15 protein-coding genes are annotated in these 17,470 nt (G+C 72.2%); 8 read left to right on the top strand and 7 right to left on the bottom strand.

The window, feature by feature from the left end; translation table 11 throughout:
• The first annotated feature begins 31 nt into the window (after window positions 1–31).
• From ACH4DX_RS15400 to ACH4DX_RS15390, 3 genes are read left to right on the top strand one after another with little or no spacing between them, the layout of a single operon-like run.
• Window positions 32–892 (top strand): ABC transporter ATP-binding protein, encoded by an 861-nt coding sequence (locus ACH4DX_RS15400; RefSeq protein WP_398119041.1) that lies wholly within the window; start codon window positions 32–34, stop codon window positions 890–892.
• On the top strand, window positions 889–1,869 hold the full coding sequence (locus ACH4DX_RS15395) for an iron-siderophore ABC transporter substrate-binding protein (protein ID WP_398155424.1): 981 nt from the start codon (window positions 889–891) through the stop codon (window positions 1,867–1,869). The genes ACH4DX_RS15400 and ACH4DX_RS15395 overlap by 4 nt, the downstream gene beginning before the upstream one ends.
• Window positions 1,870–1,873: 4 nt before the next feature.
• Window positions 1,874–3,940: an iron ABC transporter permease gene (locus ACH4DX_RS15390; RefSeq protein WP_398155423.1), complete on the top strand. Its 2,067-nt coding sequence runs from the start codon at window positions 1,874–1,876 to the stop codon at window positions 3,938–3,940.
• A gap of 102 nt (window positions 3,941–4,042) precedes the next feature.
• Here ACH4DX_RS15390 and ACH4DX_RS15385 read toward each other — a convergent pair whose 3' ends face one another.
• Window positions 4,043–4,351, bottom strand: a complete 309-nt coding sequence (locus ACH4DX_RS15385; RefSeq protein WP_398155422.1) for a hypothetical protein — start codon at window positions 4,349–4,351, stop codon at window positions 4,043–4,045.
• Window positions 4,352–4,495: 144 nt separating this feature from the next.
• Here ACH4DX_RS15385 and ACH4DX_RS15380 point away from each other — a divergent pair, with 144 nt between their 5' ends.
• From ACH4DX_RS15380 to ACH4DX_RS15365, 4 genes are all read left to right on the top strand, one after another.
• Complete coding sequence (locus ACH4DX_RS15380; protein WP_398155421.1) at window positions 4,496–5,305, top strand: GAF domain-containing protein; 810 nt, start codon at window positions 4,496–4,498, stop codon at window positions 5,303–5,305.
• Window positions 5,306–5,353: 48 nt separating this feature from the next.
• The gene (locus ACH4DX_RS15375) at window positions 5,354–6,709 is read left to right on the top strand and encodes a hypothetical protein (protein WP_398155420.1); all 1,356 of its coding nucleotides are present in this window, start codon (window positions 5,354–5,356) and stop codon (window positions 6,707–6,709) included.
• Between the two features lie 350 nt (window positions 6,710–7,059).
• The gene (locus ACH4DX_RS15370; RefSeq protein WP_398155419.1) at window positions 7,060–7,755 is read left to right on the top strand and encodes a response regulator transcription factor; all 696 of its coding nucleotides are present in this window, start codon (window positions 7,060–7,062) and stop codon (window positions 7,753–7,755) included.
• Window positions 7,748–8,833 (top strand): sensor histidine kinase, encoded by a 1,086-nt coding sequence (locus ACH4DX_RS15365; protein ID WP_398155418.1) that lies wholly within the window; start codon window positions 7,748–7,750, stop codon window positions 8,831–8,833. The genes ACH4DX_RS15370 and ACH4DX_RS15365 overlap by 8 nt, the downstream gene beginning before the upstream one ends.
• Window positions 8,834–8,946: 113 nt before the next feature.
• On the opposite strand, the gene ACH4DX_RS15360 is transcribed toward ACH4DX_RS15365, so the two are convergent.
• The 6 genes from ACH4DX_RS15360 to ACH4DX_RS15335 all read right to left on the bottom strand — a co-directional run bounded on the left by ACH4DX_RS15360 (window position 8,947) and on the right by ACH4DX_RS15335 (window position 15,421).
• Window positions 8,947–9,858 carry a polysaccharide lyase family protein gene (locus tag ACH4DX_RS15360; RefSeq protein ID WP_398155417.1) on the bottom strand — a complete coding sequence of 304 codons (912 nt, stop codon included), beginning with the start codon at window positions 9,856–9,858 and terminating at the stop codon, window positions 8,947–8,949.
• Between the two features lie 2 nt (window positions 9,859–9,860).
• Complete coding sequence (locus ACH4DX_RS15355; protein ID WP_398155416.1) at window positions 9,861–11,426, bottom strand: alkaline phosphatase D family protein; 1,566 nt, start codon at window positions 11,424–11,426, stop codon at window positions 9,861–9,863.
• A 296-nt stretch (window positions 11,427–11,722) separates the two neighbouring features.
• Entirely contained in the window at window positions 11,723–13,243 is a 1,521-nt protein-coding gene (locus tag ACH4DX_RS15350) for an MFS transporter (RefSeq protein ID WP_398155415.1), read from the bottom strand.
• 71 nt (window positions 13,244–13,314) lie between these two features.
• Window positions 13,315–13,845, bottom strand: coding sequence for a hypothetical protein (locus ACH4DX_RS15345; RefSeq protein ID WP_398155414.1), 531 nt, complete (start codon window positions 13,843–13,845; stop codon window positions 13,315–13,317).
• 68 nt (window positions 13,846–13,913) lie between these two features.
• A complete protein-coding gene (locus tag ACH4DX_RS15340) occupies window positions 13,914–15,164 on the bottom strand; it encodes a hypothetical protein (RefSeq protein ID WP_398155413.1) in 1,251 nt (416 codons plus the stop codon).
• A gap of 104 nt (window positions 15,165–15,268) precedes the next feature.
• Window positions 15,269–15,421 carry a hypothetical protein gene (locus ACH4DX_RS15335; RefSeq protein ID WP_169749746.1) on the bottom strand — a complete coding sequence of 51 codons (153 nt, stop codon included), beginning with the start codon at window positions 15,419–15,421 and terminating at the stop codon, window positions 15,269–15,271.
• A gap of 681 nt (window positions 15,422–16,102) precedes the next feature.
• On the opposite strand from ACH4DX_RS15335, the gene thrS reads away from it, so the two are divergent.
• Entirely contained in the window at window positions 16,103–17,320 is a 1,218-nt protein-coding gene (gene thrS / locus ACH4DX_RS15330) for a threonine--tRNA ligase (RefSeq protein ID WP_398155412.1), read from the top strand.
• The last annotated feature ends 150 nt before the right edge of the window (window positions 17,321–17,470 follow it).

Raw genomic sequence — 17,470 nt, 5'->3', positions numbered from 1 at the left:
CTGCATGTAAGGTTAGGCTAACCTCTGCCTCGTGCATGTAGGCGAGAAGACCGCAGCGGCCGCGCCGCCCGAGGGTCATGAACTGTCGGCCACGGGTGTCACCGTGGCGTACGAAGGCGTCGATGTCGTACACGACGCCTCGATGACGCTGCGACCAGGCGAAGTGACCGTACTGGTGGGCCCGAACGGAAGCGGCAAGTCGACGCTCCTTCGCACGCTCGCACGGCTTCAGCGGCCACGCACCGCCACCCTCGTCATCGACGGCGACACCGACGGCCTGGCCCTGAGCCCCCGTGAGTTCTCGCGCCGCGTCGCCCTGCTCACCCAAGGACGCCCGACACCCAGCGGTCTGACCGTACGGGATGTGGTCGAATTCGGCCGCTACCCGTACCGGGGCCGATGGGGCAAGTCCGACCCCGGCGGCCGGACCGCGGTGGACCGCGCGCTCGCCATGACCGGCGTCGCCGAGCTAGCGGACCGCGGGGCCGAGCACCTGTCCGGCGGCCAGCTCCAGCGCGTATGGCTCGCCGGATGCCTCGCCCAGGAGACGGGCGTGCTCCTCCTCGACGAGCCCACCACCTACCTCGACCTCCGCTACCAGGTCGAACTCCTCGACCTCATGCGGGACCTGGCGGACGACCACGGCATCGCCGTCGGCGCCGTCCTGCACGACCTGGACCAGGCCGCCGCCATAGCCGACCGGATCTTCCTGCTCGAAGCGGGACGGGTCGTCGCGGACGGCACCCCCGCACACGTACTGACACCGCAGCGGCTGACCGACACGTACGGCATTCGCATCGAGGTCGAGACCGACCCCCTCACCGGCCTGCTGCGCACCCGCGCCATCGGCCGCCACCACTCACGAAGCGAAAGGCTCAGCACCACCCCATGAGACGCCTCCTGATCACCGCGGCGGCCGCCACCGCCGCGGCCCTCGCCCTGTCCGCGTGCGGCACCACCGAGCCCTCCGCCGACGACAAGAAGAAGAGCGCCGACCGCATCACCCTCACCGACGCCACCGGCGCGAAGGTGAAGCTGGACGGGCCCGCGAAGAAGGTCGTCGGCACCGAGTGGAACGCCGTCGAGAACCTGATATCGCTGGGCGTCGACCCCACCGGCGTCGCCGACGTCAAGGGCTACCGGACGTGGGACACCGCCGCCCCGCTCAAGAACGACCCCAAGGACATCGGCACCCGCGGCGAGCCCAGCATGGACACCGTCGCGTCCCTGAAGCCCGACCTCGTCATCGCCACCACCGACCTGCCCGCGGCCGCCGTGAAGCAGCTCCGCGAGGTCGCCCCCGTCCTGACGCTGCGCGCCGCCGACGCCGCGGACCCGATCGGGCAGATGACCGAGAACCTCGACCTCATCGCCGAGGCCACCGGCACCACGAAGCAGTCCGAGAAGCTCAAGAAGGGCTTCGAGGCCAAGCTCGCCGAGGGCAGGAAGGCGCTCGCCGGCGCCGGACACGAGGGCGCGAAGTTCGCGTTCGCCGACGGTTACGTCACCGGCAACCAGACCTCGATCCGGCCCTACACCAGCGGCTCCCTCATCGGCGCCGTCAACGAGAAGCTGGGCCTGAAGAACAACTGGGAGGTCAAGGGCGACAAGAGCTACGGCCTCGGCGCCACCGACGTCGAAGGCCTCACCAAGCTCGACGACGACGTCCAGTTCGCCTACATCGGCAACGACGACGACAAGGGCAGCAACCCGTTCTCCGGCGTCCTGAAGAAGGACAAGATCTGGACGTCGCTGCCGTTCGTCAAGAAGGGCAACGTCCACCGACTGCCCGACGGCGTCTGGATGTTCGGCGGCCCCGACTCGATGAACCAGTACGTCGACTCCGTCGTCAAGGCACTGAAGAAGTAACACCATGGCCGTCACCGCAACCACCCCCGCCACCCGTCCTTCGACAGCGGCGTCCCGTTCGGGCGCGGCCGCGGTGACGGCCGCACTGGTCCTCCTCGTCGCGGCCCTCGCGGTCGTGGACATCACCCAGGGCACGGCCGCCGTCGGCCCGCCCGAGGTGTGGAAGGCGTTCACCGGCCGGGCCGAGGCCGGTGACGCGTCCGTCGTCATCGCCTCGCGGCTCCCGCGGATGACCGCGGGCCTCCTCGTCGGCGTGCTGCTCGGCATGGCGGGCGCCGCTCTGCAAGCCGTCAGCCGCAACGTCCTCGCCTCGCCCGACACCCTCGCCGTCAACGCGGGCTCCTACTTCGCCCTCGGCCTCACCGCCACCGTCGGCCTCTCCCTGCCGCTGCTCGCCGCCTCCGGCGTCGCCTTCCTCGGCGGTCTCGCGGCGGCAGCCGTCGTGCTCTCCCTCTCCGGCCTCGGCGCAGGCACCGTACGGCTCGTCCTCGCGGGCAGCGCCCTCACCCTCGGCCTCACCGCCGTCACCGAGGGCCTGCTCCTGCTGTACCCCGAGGAGACGGAGGGCCTCTACAAGTGGAACCAGGGCAGCATCGCGCAGAACGGCTTCGACGGCGTGCTGCACATGGCGCCGATCGGCCTCGTGGGCCTCGTCGGCCTGGTGCTGCTCGCGCGCAGGGTCGACGCCCTGGCGCTCGGTGACGAGGCCGCGCGCGGCGTCGGCGTGCCCGTACGCTCCACCCGCGTCACCGCCGTCGTCCTCGCCGCCCTGCTGTCCGCCGCCGCCGTCACCCTCGCGGGGCCCGTCGGCTTCGTCGGCCTGTGCGCCCCCGCACTCGTACGCCCCCTCGCCCGCAGGTTCCACGCGTTCACCCGCTCGCGGGCCAGGCTGCCGCTCGCCGGGCTCACCGGCGCGGCCCTGGTGCTCGGCTCCGACGTGCTGCTGCGCGCCATGGTGTCGTCGGACCTGTCGGTCGCCGTGCCGACCGGCGTCGTCACCAGCCTGGTCGGCGCAGTCTTCCTGATCGTCATGGCCGCCCGTACCCGGGACACGGCCGGCACCGTCCCGGTGGACCGGCTGCGCATCCGCAGCCGGGCCGTCTTCGTCGTCACCACGGCCGTACTCGCCGTCGCCCTGGTCGGCGTCACCGTCGCCGCCGTGCTCATCGGTGACAGCAAGCTGCTGCTCGGCGACGTGCTGAACTGGGCGCAGGGCCGCGCGGGCCAGACCGTCACCTTCGTACTCGACACCCGGGTGCCCCGCGTCCTGGCTGCCCTGCTCGCGGGCGCGGCGCTCGCCCTCTCCGGGACACTCATCCAGGCCGTGACCCGCAACCCCCTGGCCGAACCGGGTGTCCTCGGCGTGTCCAACGGTGCCGCGGCGGGTGCCGTCCTGCTGGTGACGACGGTGCCCGTGGCCGGTTCGTGGAGCCTGGCAGGCGGGGCGTTCGCGGGCGCCGTGGTGAGCGCGGTGATCGTCTTCGGGCTTGCCGCGCGGGGCGGGTTCCAGCAGAACCGGCTCGTCCTCGTCGGCTTCGGCGTCGCCACCGGGGCGGCGGCACTGATCAGCATGCTCATCATCCTCACCGACCCGTTCAACGCCACGAAGGCCCTCACCTGGCTCTCCGGCTCCACGTACGGGCGGACCCTGCCCGACGTGGTGCCCCTCGCCATCGTCCTCGCCGTGGGCCTGGCCGTCGCGGTCGTGCGGCGCACCGAACTCGACCTCGTCTCGCTCGACGAGGACACACCGCGGCTGCTCGGCCTCGATCTGAGCCGCGGGCGCCTCGGCTTCCTCGCCCTCGGGGTCGTGCTGAGCGCCACCGCCGTGGCCGCCGCGGGCACCATCGGCTTCGTCGGCCTGGTGGCACCGCACGCGGCCCGCGCCCTAGTGGGCCGTCAGCACGCCCGGGTGGTGCCGGTCGCCGTGCTCCTGGGGGCCATCCTCGTGTGCGTCGCCGACCTGGTGGGCCGGACCGTGATCGCGCCGGCCCAGCTCGGCGCCGGCCTCATGACGGCCGTGATCGGTACGCCGTACTTCATGTATCTGCTGGTACGCAGCCGCCGGTAGTCCCACCGGAGCGGTCACGGGCAACAAGCACGAAGGGGTGCGGGCCGGTTCACGGCCCGCACCCCTTCGCCGCTGCACGCCCAGGCGGTTCACTGCCGCCCCTCAGCCGTCGGCCCCTCGGCCGCCGTCGCCCCGCGGGTCGGTCGGCGGGCCGCTGGTCCCTGTCGTGGTAGGCGGCGAGCAACTCGCGTACGGAGCTGCCCAGTTGGCGGTGACCTCGCGTTTGCGCGCGGTGAGGTCCCCGGTGGGGGCCGGATCCGCGTCGGGGGCGGGGGTGGCGAGGAGCAGGCCCGGCCACCAGCCGGGCCCTCGGTCGTTCTGCGCTCCGGTGGCCGCGCACAGCAGCACCAGGAACGCGGCCTCGACGAGACGGGGACAGCGGTCGGCGTACCGCCGCCAGCCGTTGAGCATGAGACCCCCTCCGGTCGGGGGTGCGGGCCCATGGAGGGAGACGTGGTGGCATGGCGGAGGGTTGCCGGTGGGGGCGGTGTCGGGATGTGCGGTGTGGTTGGGGCGGCCGGGGTGGTGGGTGGCGGGGGCCTTGGGGCGGCTGGCGTGGCTGGCGGCGGGAACCTTGGCCGCGCTGACCGAGGTCGTCGGCGTGCAGGACGTCATCGACCTGATCGCCGACCAGATCATGCCCCCTTCGGCGCCAAGTGCCTGGTCCTGTCCACCGCCGAGTCCGGCAAGCTGCGGATCACCGGCTTCCGCGGTTACGCCCCCGGGACCATCGAGCGCCCTGACGGGCTGCGCCTCGACACCGCCTTCACCCTGGCCGGACGCGCCCTCGACAGCGGCATCCCCGCGTTCTTCTCCGACCCCGACGAGATGCGGCGCAGCCGCCCCGAGGCGCCGGTGGTCAGCGGCAAGCAGGCTTCGGCCTTCCTGCCGCTGATCACCTCCGGCCGACCCGTCGGCATCTGCGTGCTGTCCTACGAGACTCCCCACGCGTTCACCGCCGAGGAACGCGCCGTCCTGACGTCGCTGGCCGGACTCATCGCCCCGGCCCTCGACCGCGCCCGCCGCTACGACACCAAGCACGAACTCGCGGTCGCCCTCCAGCAGGCACTGCTCCCGCTCACCCTGCCCGCGGTCGACGGCCTGCGAGTAGCCGCCCGCTATCTGCCCGCGACCCAGGGCGCGGCCGTCATCGGTGACGTCCAGGGCCACAACGTCGCAGGCGCGGCCCTGATGGGCCAGGTGCGGACCGGCGTGTACGCCCGCACGGCCAGAATGACGCCCGAGCGGGTACTGCCGGACGGATCCTCCGCGGCCGCCCCGGCGGCGAGGCAAAAGATGCGTGCTCGAGGATGCGTGCCTAGAACGGAATACACGCTGATGTTCGGGGCGAGGGCGTCCCCGTGAGAGGGAGAAGCGAAGTCCCGGAGAACCCGGTCAAAGGGAGAAGCGAAGATGCCCGCTGAGTCATCCACCGTCACGTCGAACACGTTCGGCACCGCGCAGCTCGGGACCCCACCCCGCGCCCCCGCCCGTCCGGCCCCTTGGGTGCTGGGCGCCGACGAGTACGTCGGCGAACACATAGGCGACGACGCTCCGCGTCCCACGCCGCACGACACGGCGAATGCCGGTGCGTACGAGACCGCGGACGACCCCACGGACGGCCCCGCCGAGCGGACGCCCCGGGACGTCGAGGACGGCACGGTGGAGGAGCTGATACGCGTCGCCGTGGTGACCCGGCCCCTGGACGACGTCGTCGACCTGGTCACCCGCCTGGAGCAGGCACCGGAGAACCGGCCCACCGCGGCGTCGGTGCTGAGGCTGGCCGCGGTCGCCCGTTCGGTGGAGGACGTCTCCCGGCTCGTGGAGCTCCTCGCCCCACCGGAACACCCTGCCGAGCAGCTCGACGACGTCATCCGGCACGCCGCGACGGAACGGCCCATTCCCGACGTGAGCCGTCTCGTGCGGCTGCTGTCCCGTCCGCCGCACGACCCGCACTCCGGTGCCGAGGCGGTGCGTGCCGCTGCCACGACCAGGTCCGTCGAGGACCTGATGCAGCTGATCGGCTGCCTGGAGGACCACGAGGACACCGCCACGCCGGAAGCCCCGCCTCCGTCCTCGCCGAGCCCGAGCCTGGACCGCCCCGGTTCTCCAGCAGCCGTCGGGGGATCCGCCGGAACCCAGGACCCGAGTGCCATGGGCGGGACGGAGTCCCGTGGCCAGAACGTTGCGGACTCGCACGTCGGGGGCAAGGTGGACAGCCACGCCCGGAAAGGAACGGACAGCCGCGCCCGGAAGGGAACGGACAGTCGCGCCCAGAAGTGGATGGACAGCCCTGCCCGGAAGGGAACGGACAGCCCTGCCCGGAAGGGGTCGGACAGTCGTGCTCAGGGCGGGCGGGGCGGCGGCGCGCCGCTGGTGTGGCTGCGCCGCCTGGCAGGCGTGCTCGTGCTGCTCTGCGCGGCGGCCCACTTCCCGTTGCGCTGGACGGACTCGTCCACCTTCGCCCTCACGGTCGCGTGCGGTGTCGCCGCGGTCTGCGCCGCGGCAGGCGTGGCCCTGTGCCTGAGCACCTCACCGGTCGCGGCTGTGGCGAGCACCCTGGTGGTCGGCATGCTGGCCGTCAGCCACCTCGCGGACGAACGGGTTGAATCCAGGACCCTCGCCTATGTGCTGCGCCCCGACGGCGTGACACCGCCGCTCCCCGCACTCGCGGCCCTGATCGCCGCCCTCGCCTGTCTGCTGGTCGTCGCGCTGACGGTGGCGGGCCTCAGGGCCGCGGCGACGGGCGGCGACCGCCGACAGAGGTGACCCTGGCGGGCGGGCCGACCGGGTTCACGGCGACGGCACGGCCGGACCGACGAAGTCGGTCTCCCTGGAATGGCCGGTTGCCACCGGCCTGCCCGGCACCGACGGCGCGGGATCCCCCGTGAAGGTCGGCCCGATCGGGAGCGCAGGCCAGGGCGGAGCGAACTGACCCCGACCGGGGCCGAGTTGGTCCAGGCCTGGTCCGGAGCGCGGCGAGGGGTCCGCAGTGCCGCCGAGCTGGCTCATGCCTCCGAGCAGCTCGACCTGGGCGGCGCTCCGGGTGTCCGTCACCACCGGCGGCGTATGCGGTTTTCCATACACCGACGGTATGGGACGACTCGTAGCCTCAGACCATGCGTGTCTTGATCGTCGAGGACGAGCCCTACATGGCAGAAGCCATCCGCGACGGCCTGCGCCTGGAGGCGATCGCGGCCGACATCGCCGGTGACGGCGACACCGCTCTGGAACTACTGGACATCAACACCTACGACATCGCCGTCCTGGACCGCGACATCCCCGGCCCCTCCGGCGACGAGATCGCCAGACGCATCGTCGCCTCCGGCAGTGGCATGCCCGTCCTCATGCTGACCGCGGCCGACCGGCTCGACGACAAGGCATCCGGGTTCGAGCTCGGCGCCGACGACTACCTGACGAAGCCTTTCGAACTCCTGGAGCTCGTGCTCAGGCTCAGAGCCCTCGACCGCAGGCGCGCCCACAACCGGCCGCCGGTGCGGGAGATCGCCGGCCTGCGGGTCGATCCGTTCCGCCGCGAGGTCTACCGCGACGACCGCTACGTCGCGCTCACCCGCAAACAGTTCGCGGTCCTCGAAGTCCTCGTGGCCGCCGAAGGCGGTGTCGTCAGCGCCGAACAGCTCCTGGAGCGGGCGTGGGACGAGAACGCCGACCCGTTCACCAACGCCGTCCGCATCACGGTCTCCGCCCTGCGCAAACGCCTGGGCGAACCCTGGCTCATCGCCACCGTGCCGGGCGTCGGCTACCGCATCGACCCGACGCCCGGCACCGGGCGCGGGAACAGTGACCGTGGATAGGAGGTCCGGCCTGAGCGTCCGCCTCAAACTCACCCTCAGCTACGCCGGGTTCCTCATGCTCGCCGGGTTCCTGCTGCTCGGCGCCGCGGGGCTCTTCATGCTGCGCCAGGGGTGGTTGCAGACCAACGAAGAGGGGGCGTGGAGACAGAGTCCGGGCACCGAGATGGTGCGCGGCTTCGCACCGACGGCAGCCGCGGTCATGGCGTTCCTCCTGGTCTTCGGCCTCCTGGGAGGCTGGATCCTCGCCGGGCGCATGCTCGCGCCCATGGACCGCATCACCCGCGCCACCCGGGCGGCCGCTGCCGGAACGCTGTCCCACCGGATCCGTCTGCCGGGCCGCAAGGACGAGTTCCGCGAACTTGCCGACGCCTTCGACACGATGCTCGCGCAGCTCGAAGCGCAGCTCGCGGAACAGCGGAGATTCGCGGCCAACGCCTCGCACGAGCTGCGTACCCCGCTGGCGATCTCGAAGACACTCATCGACGTCGCCCGCGCCGATCCCCATCACGACACCGGCGAACTCGTCGACCGCCTCCACACCGTCAACACCCGGGCCATCGACCTCACCGAGGCACTGCTGCTCCTCAGCCGCGCCAACCAGCGGTCCTTCGCCAAGGAGCGCGTCGACCTGTCCCTCGTCGCCGAAGAGGCAGCCGAAACGCTCCACCCGCTCGCGGAGAAGCACGGCGTCACCCTGGAGACCAGCGGCGACATCGCCCCCACGGCCGGTTCGCCCGCGCTCCTGTTGCAGCTCACCACGAACCTCGTACACAACGCGATCGTCCACAACCTGCCGGAGCGGGGCACCGTCCGGGTCCACACGGGCGTCCGCCCCAAAACCGTCGTCCTCACCGTCGAGAACACCGGCGAGCAGCTCACCCCACCCTTGGTCGCGACCCTCACCGAACCCTTCCAACGCGGCACCGAACGCATCCACACCGACCAGGCAGGCGTCGGCCTGGGCCTGGCCATCGTCAAGACCATCACCGAGGCCCATGAGGGAACCCTCACCCTCGCCCCACGGCCTGCGGGTGGTCTCCGCATCACCGTGGAACTGCCCGTGGCATCGGGAGGGTGAGTCTTCGAGCCACCAGGAGGCGACCGATCGGTTCCGACGGGCCGGGACTTGTCCTCCCTGTGGCCAAAGGCGCTCGCTGAGGCGGGGCCGCCGCCTCAGCCGCGCTCGCGTCCTCACTCCCGAGCGAAGATCCCCAGCGCGTCGTAGGCGATCCAGGAACCGCTGGTCTTGTGCACCTTCAGCACGTTCTCCCCAGCCTTGAACAGCCCCGCGGCCACCGGGAACTCGTAGTACGAGGGCTTGAGCGTGGTGCCCGGGCGGCCGGCGTCGCCCTCGACGGAGCCACGGGTGGCGCCGCCACGGAACTGGAGGGTCCGCACCGGCCTTTCGTTCAGGATCACCTCGGCGCCGCCCGCGGCGGTCGCGTGCGAGTCGATCAGCCACAGCGCGCAGGCCAGGTCGTCCTTCGGGGCCGAGCCCAGGTCGAAGCGGAGCGTGAAGGTGTGCTCCTTGCGGCCGGCCCAGGCGTCGAGGGGACCCGGGTGGAGGTAGCACCAGTCGCGGCCGGCAGTGGAGGTGCCGTACCGGTAGTCGACGCCGGTGGGGAACGCGGTCCGGTAGTTCGCGCTCCGGTCCGGCGACAGGGCGAACTCCACACCCTTGTGGTCGAACTCACCGACCTTCGCCACCGCGCGGCCCGCCGCTGCGGAGCGGGCGTTCACAGCCGACACGGGGTGGGCCGGCCGGGTGCGCGCGCCCGAGTCGACGACGGCGACGACGCTGTAGTAGCGGGTCCGCGGCTCGGGGCCCACCCGGTGGGTGAAGTGCGGGTAGAGGGTGCGCCCCAGCAGGGTCGCCGTGCCGCCGAGGTCCCCCGTGCGGATGGCGCGCTCGGCGACGTACACCTCGTAGTGGTCGACGAGCTGCCCGCGCCGCGGCCGGTAGGAGCGCCAGGACAGCTCGACGACGGCGAGCCCGCCGGTGCCGGTCAGGCCGGTCACGGTGCCGGGCAAGGGGCGCTCGTGCCCGCGTCCCGGGTACGTCGCTGCCATCGCGGACGCGGCAGGAAGAGTCGTATCAGTCATGGTCAGCTCACCTTCTGCATACCGGTGCGGCCGTGCTCCACCCGGAACCGGTCGAGGGAGAAGCCCGCCGCCCGGTTGTCGGCACGGACATAGGGGACGGCACGGTACTCGGCGGTGATCGCGTCCGCGTCGGCGTGGCCCAGGACGTAGCCGCGACGGCCGTCGTAGAACTTCATCCAGGGATGCTGCATCCAGTCCTTCGTGAAGTTGTCGGTCGGCGCGCCGTCGCCGTCGGAGGCGATCGAGGTGCCGAGGAACTCGCTGCTCACCACCGCGGACCCGGGATCGGCGAAGTCGGCGAGCAGGTCGCCCGCGATGGAGCGGTGGCAGTCGCCGGTGAAGACGACGGAGGGCGCGACGCCCCGCTCGCCGAGCACGTCGAGCAGGCGCTGCCGCGCGGCCGGGAAGCCGTCCCACTGGTCCACGCGGTTCTCGGTCACCTTGACCAGGCCGACCTGTTGCAAGAGCAGGTTCCACCGGGTGTCGGACGACCGCAGACCGCGGTACAGCCACCGCTCCTGCGCGGCACCGAGCATCGTGCGGCCGGGCGCGTACTGCTCCTCGGTGTTCGCGGGCTTGGCGTCGCGGTACTGGCGGGCGTCGAGCACGTGCAGCGTGGCGAGGCCGCCGTACCGCAGCCGGCGGTGCAGCCGCGCGTCGGGGCCGTGGGCGAGGGCGAGCGGGGGCAGCGGGCAGTTCTCGTAGTACGCGCGGTACGCCACGGCCCGCCGTAGCAGGAAGTCCTCCTCGCTCAGGCCGTAAGAGGAGTTCTCGTCGGCGTAGTCGTTCTGCACCTCGTGGTCGTCCGGGGTGAGGATCCAGGGCGCCGCCGCGTGCGCCGCCTGGAGGTCGGGGTCGGTCTTGAACAGGGAGTAGCGCACCCGGTAGTCGGCCAGGGTGTTGGTCTCCAGCTCGTGCCGGGTCCCGGGGAGCGGGGCGTTGCGCCACATGTTGGCCGCGGTGATGCCGTACTCGTAGAGGTAGTCGCCGAGGAAGAACACCACGTCGGGGTCCTTGGCCACCAAGTCGCGGTACGCGGAGAAGTGGCCGTGGTACCACGCCTGGCAGGAGGCGGTGGCGAAGGTGAAGGCGTCGCGGGAACGGCTGTGCGGCGCGGTGCGGAACCGGCCGACGGGGCTGGTGCGGCCCTGGGCACGGAACCGGTAGAAGTACTGGCGCCCCGGCCGCAGTCCGTGCACCTGCGGGTGCACGGAGTGCCCGAGCTCGGGCAGTGCCAGGGCGGTGCCCGAGCGCACGACGCGGCGGAAGCGTTCGTCCTCGGCGACCTGCCACTGCACGCCGTAGCCCGCGCGGGGCATGCCGCCGTGTCCGTCCTCGGCCAGGGGTTCGGGCGCCAGCCTGGTCCAGAGCACGCAGCCGTCCGACGCCGGCTCGCCGCTGGCCACGCCGAGACCGAACGGTTCGTCACGCAGCCGCGGCGCGGCGGGCGTCGCCTCCGCCTGCCCGGCGAGTCCCGCACCGGCGAGCAGCGCGCCGACGCCGACGCCGGTCGCCTGTAGGAAGCGGCGCCGGTCCAGTCCGGAGGACGCGGGGAATGCAGAACTCATGTGTCTCTCCCGGGCGTTGTCGAGGTCCGGACAGATCGTTCGTTGCCGGGGTGGCCGCAACGCGGCGGACAGGTGAAGACCTGTTGGACGGGAGGGATCGTTAGAGTCCGGTGGGTGGCGTCCGGCCGCCGACGCGGAGGCCAACACCTAACGCACCGTCACGGCACGCGCCGAGCGGGACTCCTAGTGGGACTTCGAGCGAACATCCGGCGGGACATCGAGTAGCGCATCGGCGGGACATCGAGTAGCGCATCGGCGGGGCATCGAGCGGGGCATGGGGCGGAACATCGAGCGGATCAGCGCCGCCGGTCTGTGCGGGTGGGCCGCCCCGCAGGGCGTCGCGGGTGTGTGGCGCGTGCGGTCACGAGGACCAGCGGCAGCACGGCGAGCGCGAGGACGCCGCCGCCGAACGCCAGGACGGGGAACCCGCCCGACGCGGTGACGACGCCCGACGCCAGACCGCCGGACGCTCCGGCGACGGCGATCCCCACGTCCACCAGGCCCTGTGTGGCGGCCCGTGTGGACGGCGGCGTCGCCGCGGTGACCATGGCCGTGCCGCTGAGCAGCCCGAGGTTCCAGCCGAGCCCGAGCAGGACGAGCGCCACGGCGAGGGCCGCCGCCGAGTGCGGCGGCGCCAGGGCGGCCGTGCACCCCGCGGCGAGCAGCGTCACCCCGGCGGCCGCGGCGACGGGCCGGGGGCCGAGCCGGTCCACGAGCCGCCCGGACAGCGGTGACGGCAGGAACATCGCGCCCACGTGCAGGGCGATGACGAGCCCGGTGAGCTGGGTGCCGTGCCCATGGGCCTTCATGTGGACCGGCGTCATCGTCATGACGGAGATCATCACGAGCTGCGTGAGCACCATGACGGTGGTGCCGGTGACGAGGGCGCGGACGTCGGTGGGGGTGGGGGAGTGGATGTCGGTGAGGGTGGGGGACGGGGCGGGGGCCGGTGCCCCGTCGAGACCGTGCGACGCCGCCGCCTCGTCCCGCGCCTCCCCGCCTTCCTCAGCGTCCCTGCTCTCCTCGCCGTTCCTGCTCTCCTCGCCTTCCCCGCCCTCCTCGCTCTTCTTGCCTTCCGTCTGCTCCGTCTGCTCCGTCCTCTCCGCCTCCGCCGCGCGTGAGCGGGCGAGGAGCAGTGGGTCCGGGCGCAGGAAGCAGCCGAGGACCACGGCCGCCGCGGTGAACGCCGCTGCCGCGAGCAGGAAGGGACCGGTGAGCCGGGGCAGGTCCCAGTTGTGTGCGACCGATCCGGACCAGGTCACCAGGTTGGGGCCCGCGACGGCGCCGAGTGTGGTCGCGAGGAGGACCGTGCTGATGGCACGGCCACGGCGTTCGGGCGGTGCCAGGTCCGCGCCCGCGTACCGGGCGAGCAGATTGGTCGACGTACCGGCGCCGTAGACGACGAGGGAGACGAACAGCAGCGGCGCGCTGTCCGCCGCGGCCGCGCCGACCACTCCCAGGCTGCCGAGCGCCCCTACCGCGTACCCGGAGGCGAGTCCGGGACGGCGGCCCCAGCGCTGGCAGACGCGCCCCACGCCCACCGCGCCGAGAGCCGCGCCACCTGTGAACAGGGCGGCGGGCAGCCCGGCCAGCGAGGTCGAGCCGAGCATCTCCTCGGCGAGCAGCGCGCCCACGGTGATGCCGGCGGCGAGCCCGGCGCCGCTGAGGATCTGCGACAGGATCAGGACGAGGAGGACCCGTCGCTGCTCGGGAGGGTCGTCCGCCGGGGGCGGCGGCGGAGGCCCGGCGGCTGGATCGGTGGCCGGAGCGGTGGCCGGAGCGGGGCCGGGCGTGGTGGCCGGAGCGGTGCCAGGCACGGTGGCCGGATCGGCGGCAGACGTGGTGACTGGATCGGCGGCGCGGGCGCTGGCAGAGCGGGCGCGGGACCTCAACTGCCGCCCGCCCCTTGGGGCGCCGCCATGGGGGCGAGTTCGCTGATCTCACGCAGCGACATGTCGAGCTGCTCGTGCAGGAAGCGCACGATCGTCCAGTGCGGCAGCGCCCCGTCGTCGAAGGGCCCGAACTCCGCCACGTACAGGGGAATCCAGCGCAGCGCCTCCTCCACGGCCTGTTCGCGGCCCGGCTCGCGCTGGTAGTCCTCGTAGGCGATGCTGCGGTGCTCGACGAAGAAGCCGCCCGGCAGGCGCTGTTCGCACAGGACGCGGTATTCGCGGGTCTGAAGGATCAGGTAGTGCCAGATCTCGTCGATCTCCTGCTCCATGGGGAGGAAGAGGCCGCTGAGCCGGTCGGGGTGGCGGGATACGAGGTACAGATAGCGCAGACACTCGATGACCTGGCGCTCGACGTACTCCCGCGGCGCTTCGGTGAGCGCGGTGAAGTGGGCCACCACCTCGGCGTGCAGGGCTTCGCCGAGCAGGGCCTTGAGATCGTCGACGGACACGGTCGGCTGGGTGGTCATGGTGCTCCCGGAAGGCGTGGGGCGGGGCGTTGACAGGGGGGTGCGGGGCCCGGGCGAGGGGGGGGTGTTCAGGCGTCCTGGGTGAGCCAGGCGTACTTGCCGGAGGCGCCGATGGGGAGGTGCTCCCGGTGCCGCACGTCCGCGTCCCGCGCGGCGAGTTCGGCGACGCCGTGGCGCAGTGCGTCCGCTTCGGCGGGGGCCAGCGGGGAGCCGTCGAAGGTCGTGTAGTCGAGCAGGGCCAGGCCCGGCTCGCGGGTGTCGAGCCGGTGGACGAAGACACGGGGTGAGGCGGCGGTGACCACGTCGTCGAGGTCGCCCTGCGCCACCGGACCGCGCGCGGTCGCGAGCAACTCCTTCTCGCGGCCGCAGAACCGGACGATGCGGGCCGGGTCCGCGGAACCGTCGTCGGTGCGGACGCAGTCGCCCGAGCGGTAGCGGATCAGGGGCATGTGGGGGTTGCGGACGCTGGTCACGATGAGGCTGTGGATGCGGCTGTTGCCCGGTTCCACGGGGAGCAGCTCGACGCTCATCCGGTCCAGGTACGGGTGGTAGCGGCCGGTGCGGTCGCTGTAGAAGAGATAGCCGAGCTCGGTGCTGCCGAACAGGTCGACGACCGGGCAGGAGAAGTGGTGGCGGAGGTAGCGGCGCACGTTGAGCGGGGTGTACTCGTAGGCGTGCACGATGCTGGCCGGCTGCGGGAAGGCGGGCCACAGGCCCCAGGCGACGACCTTGCGCACCAGGTGGGCGAGGTGGGGTCCCGAACAGTCGAGGTGGTACCGGCCCTCGGGGTGGGCGGCCTGCGCGGTGCGGATCTCGTCGAGCATGCGCTCCACGTCCGCGCGGTCCCACAGGTCCGGGTCGCGCCGCAGGTTCACATAGAACGTCCGCTCGTCCAGGCGGCGTTGCTCCAGGTCCGGCAGCGGGTCGGGCTGCGCCTGCGGGCCGCCGTGCTTGCGGGCGTTGACGCGGGCGACGTGCTCCGTCGCGAGGACGGTGGTGAGGGAGACGCGGCGGCAGCCCTCGTGCCAGGTGTCGGCGATGTCCGGGTGCGCGCTCCACAGCTGGTAGTAGGAGTTGAGCAGGAAGTACGGGGGCCGGATGATCTGCATCCGCGCGTGGTTGGTGCCGGTCGAGAGCACGAACTCCGCCTCGCCCGCCTCGAGGGCGGTCGCCAGTGCGGGCGTCATCCAGTTGTCGGGGAAGCCGCGGGCGATCTCCGGCTTCTCCAGGACGGGGAAGTGGCCGCGCTCCACGGAGGGCCGGTAGATCGGGATGTCCTTGATCTGGGCGAGGACGTCGGCGCTTGGCTGACCGTTCATGACCACCCTTCGGGGTGCCGGTGCGCGGGAGCTGGGGAGGGGACGGCCCGGCGCGCCCACGGGGGCGCGCCGGACCGCTCGTAGCAAGGGCAACCAGCGGATGCTCAGGAAATGCAGCCGGACTTCGCGGAGGCGCTGATGCACCCCGACTTGTCGGCGCTGATACAGCCGTCCTTGCCGGACGTCTTCGGCGAGTTCAGGGCAGTCCACTGCTTCCAGACGTCGTCCCGGGTCATCTTCGCGACCAGCTTTTCCACGTCGTACCTCCAGGGAAGGGTGACAGTACGCGGCGGTGCTTCGGTGCGTTCGCCGCCGCAATCGAAAGTAAAAGGCAGTCCAAGCAAAAGTCAAAGGAGGGTAATGTCGAGCTGGCTCAAATGTCCGGCCGACGGGGTGACTTTGGCCTGATCCACCGGGGCGTTCCGGTGGTGCCCGGGGCGTACGGGCTCCAGAAGGCCGTTGCGCACCCCTCGCCCGGGCCGGGCGGGCGCCTGCTCCGCGAGGCAGGCCAGGCCATGCCGGGCCTTCGGGGTCCTCGTCGACACCCGCCGGGACGGCGCCGGTCGCCTCCTCGCCCCGGGGTGTGGCCAGCGGCGTGCGGGCCCGCTCCGGCGTGAGCAGGGGGCCGAACGACTGGGAGGCGGGGTTGGCCGCGGCGTCGTCGTAGAAGAGGACCTGCTCGCCGCGCCGCCCCGCTGGCAGGCCCTCGGCCCCGGCCGCATAACGCCGGTCGGCTTCACCGCCGCGAAAAAGGCCGTGGAGGCACGACACAGCCCCTGCTACGGTGACGGGCATGAAGCGCGCTGCTGTGATGACGACGACGCCGGACGGAGTCCCGGCGCGCTGACGGACGATCTGATGCGAAGCCCCGGGGCGAGTGCCCCGGGGCTTCTTCGTGTGCCCCGGGCATCCGCTCCGTCACCAGTGAGGAGACCGCGATGTCAACCGCCTACGACCACAGGAGGCTCGGCCGTGAGCTCGACCTGTTCGACACCGACCCGCTGATCGGCGCGGGGCTGCCGTACTGGCTGCCCGACGGCGCGACCGTACGGCACGCCCTGGAGGAGTACATTCGCGCCGCCGAGGTCAGAGGGGGATACCGGCACGTGTACTCACCGGTGCTCGGCAAGCGTGAGCTGTACGAGCTCTCCGGGCACTGGTCCCACTACAGCGACGACATGTTCCCGCCCATGGAAGTGGGCGGCGAGCAGGTGGTGCTGCGGCCGAGCCTGTGCCCGCACCACGCGCTCATCTACCGCTCCCGCTCACACAGTTACCGGGAGCTGCCCCTGCGGATGGCGGAGCTGGGCGGCATGTACCGCTCGGAGCTGTCGGGCGTCCTGGGCGGACTGACCCGGGTACGGGCCATCCAGCTCAACGACGCGCACATCTTCTGCACCCTCGACCAGGTGGCGCAGGAGGCACACGGCGCGCTGGAGATGATCCGCCGCGCGTACCTGGCCCTTGGCATCTCCCCGTCCCGCTATCGCCTCTCCCTGCCGGGGGTGGGCGGCAAGTACGTTGCCGCGCCGGAGCTGTGGCGCCGGGCCACCGCCCTCCTGACCGACGTCCTCGACCGCTCCGGGCTGCCGTACGAGCCGGTCGAGGGCGAGGCCGCCTTCTACGGGCCGAAGATCGACGTCCAGGTCGTCGACAGCGCGGGCCGGGAGTCCACCCTGTCCACCGTCCAGGTCGACTTCCACCAACCCGAGCGGTTCGACCTGCACTACATCGGCGCGGACGGCGCCAGACACCGCCCGGTCATGGTCCACCGCAGCGTCATCGGCAGCGTGGAGCGTGCCGTGGCCCATCTCGTCGAACGGCACGGCGGTGCCTTCCCGGCCTGGCTCGCGCCCACTCAACTGGTGCTCCTGCCGGTCTCCCCGGGTGAGGTGGCCAACGCCGAGGCGGTCGCCGGGCGGTGCCGCGACCTCGGTCTGCGCGCCGAGGTGGCCGGGCCCGAGCGGGGCACCCTGGGGGCCAGGATCCGCGAGGCCCGCCTCGTCCCGTACCAGGCTGTGATCGGCCCCAAGGAGGCCGCCGCCGGCCACATCGCCCTGCGCCTGCGCGACGGGCGCCGCCTGGAGCCCAGAGCGGCGGCGGATGTCCTCACCCGTGTGCACGCGCTCGTCCAGAATCACAGCACTGGTCTGTGAGAAATCGGTACGAAATGGACGCCCATGGTCACCAGGGTGCTGGCCGACACATCGCCGCAGGAGGCGCGCTGCGCGGAACTCCAGCGCAGGATGGCAGCCATTGACGGGCCACGCTCGCAGGGGCACGTCCATGCCCATGGCGGACCCGTA

The sequence above is a fragment of the Streptomyces sp. NPDC017940 genome (genome assembly GCF_044328435.1).
Classification (GTDB): domain Bacteria; phylum Actinomycetota; class Actinomycetes; order Streptomycetales; family Streptomycetaceae; genus Streptomyces.
Note: the sequence above shows the minus strand (reverse complement) of the source record. Positions and strands in the feature narration are given on the sequence as shown.

Excerpts from the sequence above, each read along its gene's own strand:
- thrS (WP_398155412.1), top strand. The coding sequence starts at position 16,103 with ATGTCAACCGCCTACGACCACAGGAGGCTCGGCCGTGAGCTCGACCTG.
- ACH4DX_RS15370 (WP_398155419.1), top strand. The coding sequence starts at position 7,060 with ATGCGTGTCTTGATCGTCGAGGACGAGCCCTACATGGCAGAAGCCATC.
- ACH4DX_RS15360 (WP_398155417.1), bottom strand. The coding sequence starts at position 9,858 with ATGACTGATACGACTCTTCCTGCCGCGTCCGCGATGGCAGCGACGTAC.
- ACH4DX_RS15375 (WP_398155420.1), top strand. The coding sequence starts at position 5,354 with ATGCCCGCTGAGTCATCCACCGTCACGTCGAACACGTTCGGCACCGCG.
- ACH4DX_RS15390 (WP_398155423.1), top strand. The coding sequence starts at position 1,874 with ATGGCCGTCACCGCAACCACCCCCGCCACCCGTCCTTCGACAGCGGCG.
- ACH4DX_RS15340 (WP_398155413.1), bottom strand. The coding sequence starts at position 15,164 with ATGAACGGTCAGCCAAGCGCCGACGTCCTCGCCCAGATCAAGGACATC.
- ACH4DX_RS15345 (WP_398155414.1), bottom strand. The coding sequence starts at position 13,845 with ATGACCACCCAGCCGACCGTGTCCGTCGACGATCTCAAGGCCCTGCTC.
- ACH4DX_RS15395 (WP_398155424.1), top strand. The coding sequence starts at position 889 with ATGAGACGCCTCCTGATCACCGCGGCGGCCGCCACCGCCGCGGCCCTC.
- ACH4DX_RS15355 (WP_398155416.1), bottom strand. The coding sequence starts at position 11,426 with ATGAGTTCTGCATTCCCCGCGTCCTCCGGACTGGACCGGCGCCGCTTC.
- ACH4DX_RS15385 (WP_398155422.1), bottom strand. The coding sequence starts at position 4,351 with ATGCTCAACGGCTGGCGGCGGTACGCCGACCGCTGTCCCCGTCTCGTC.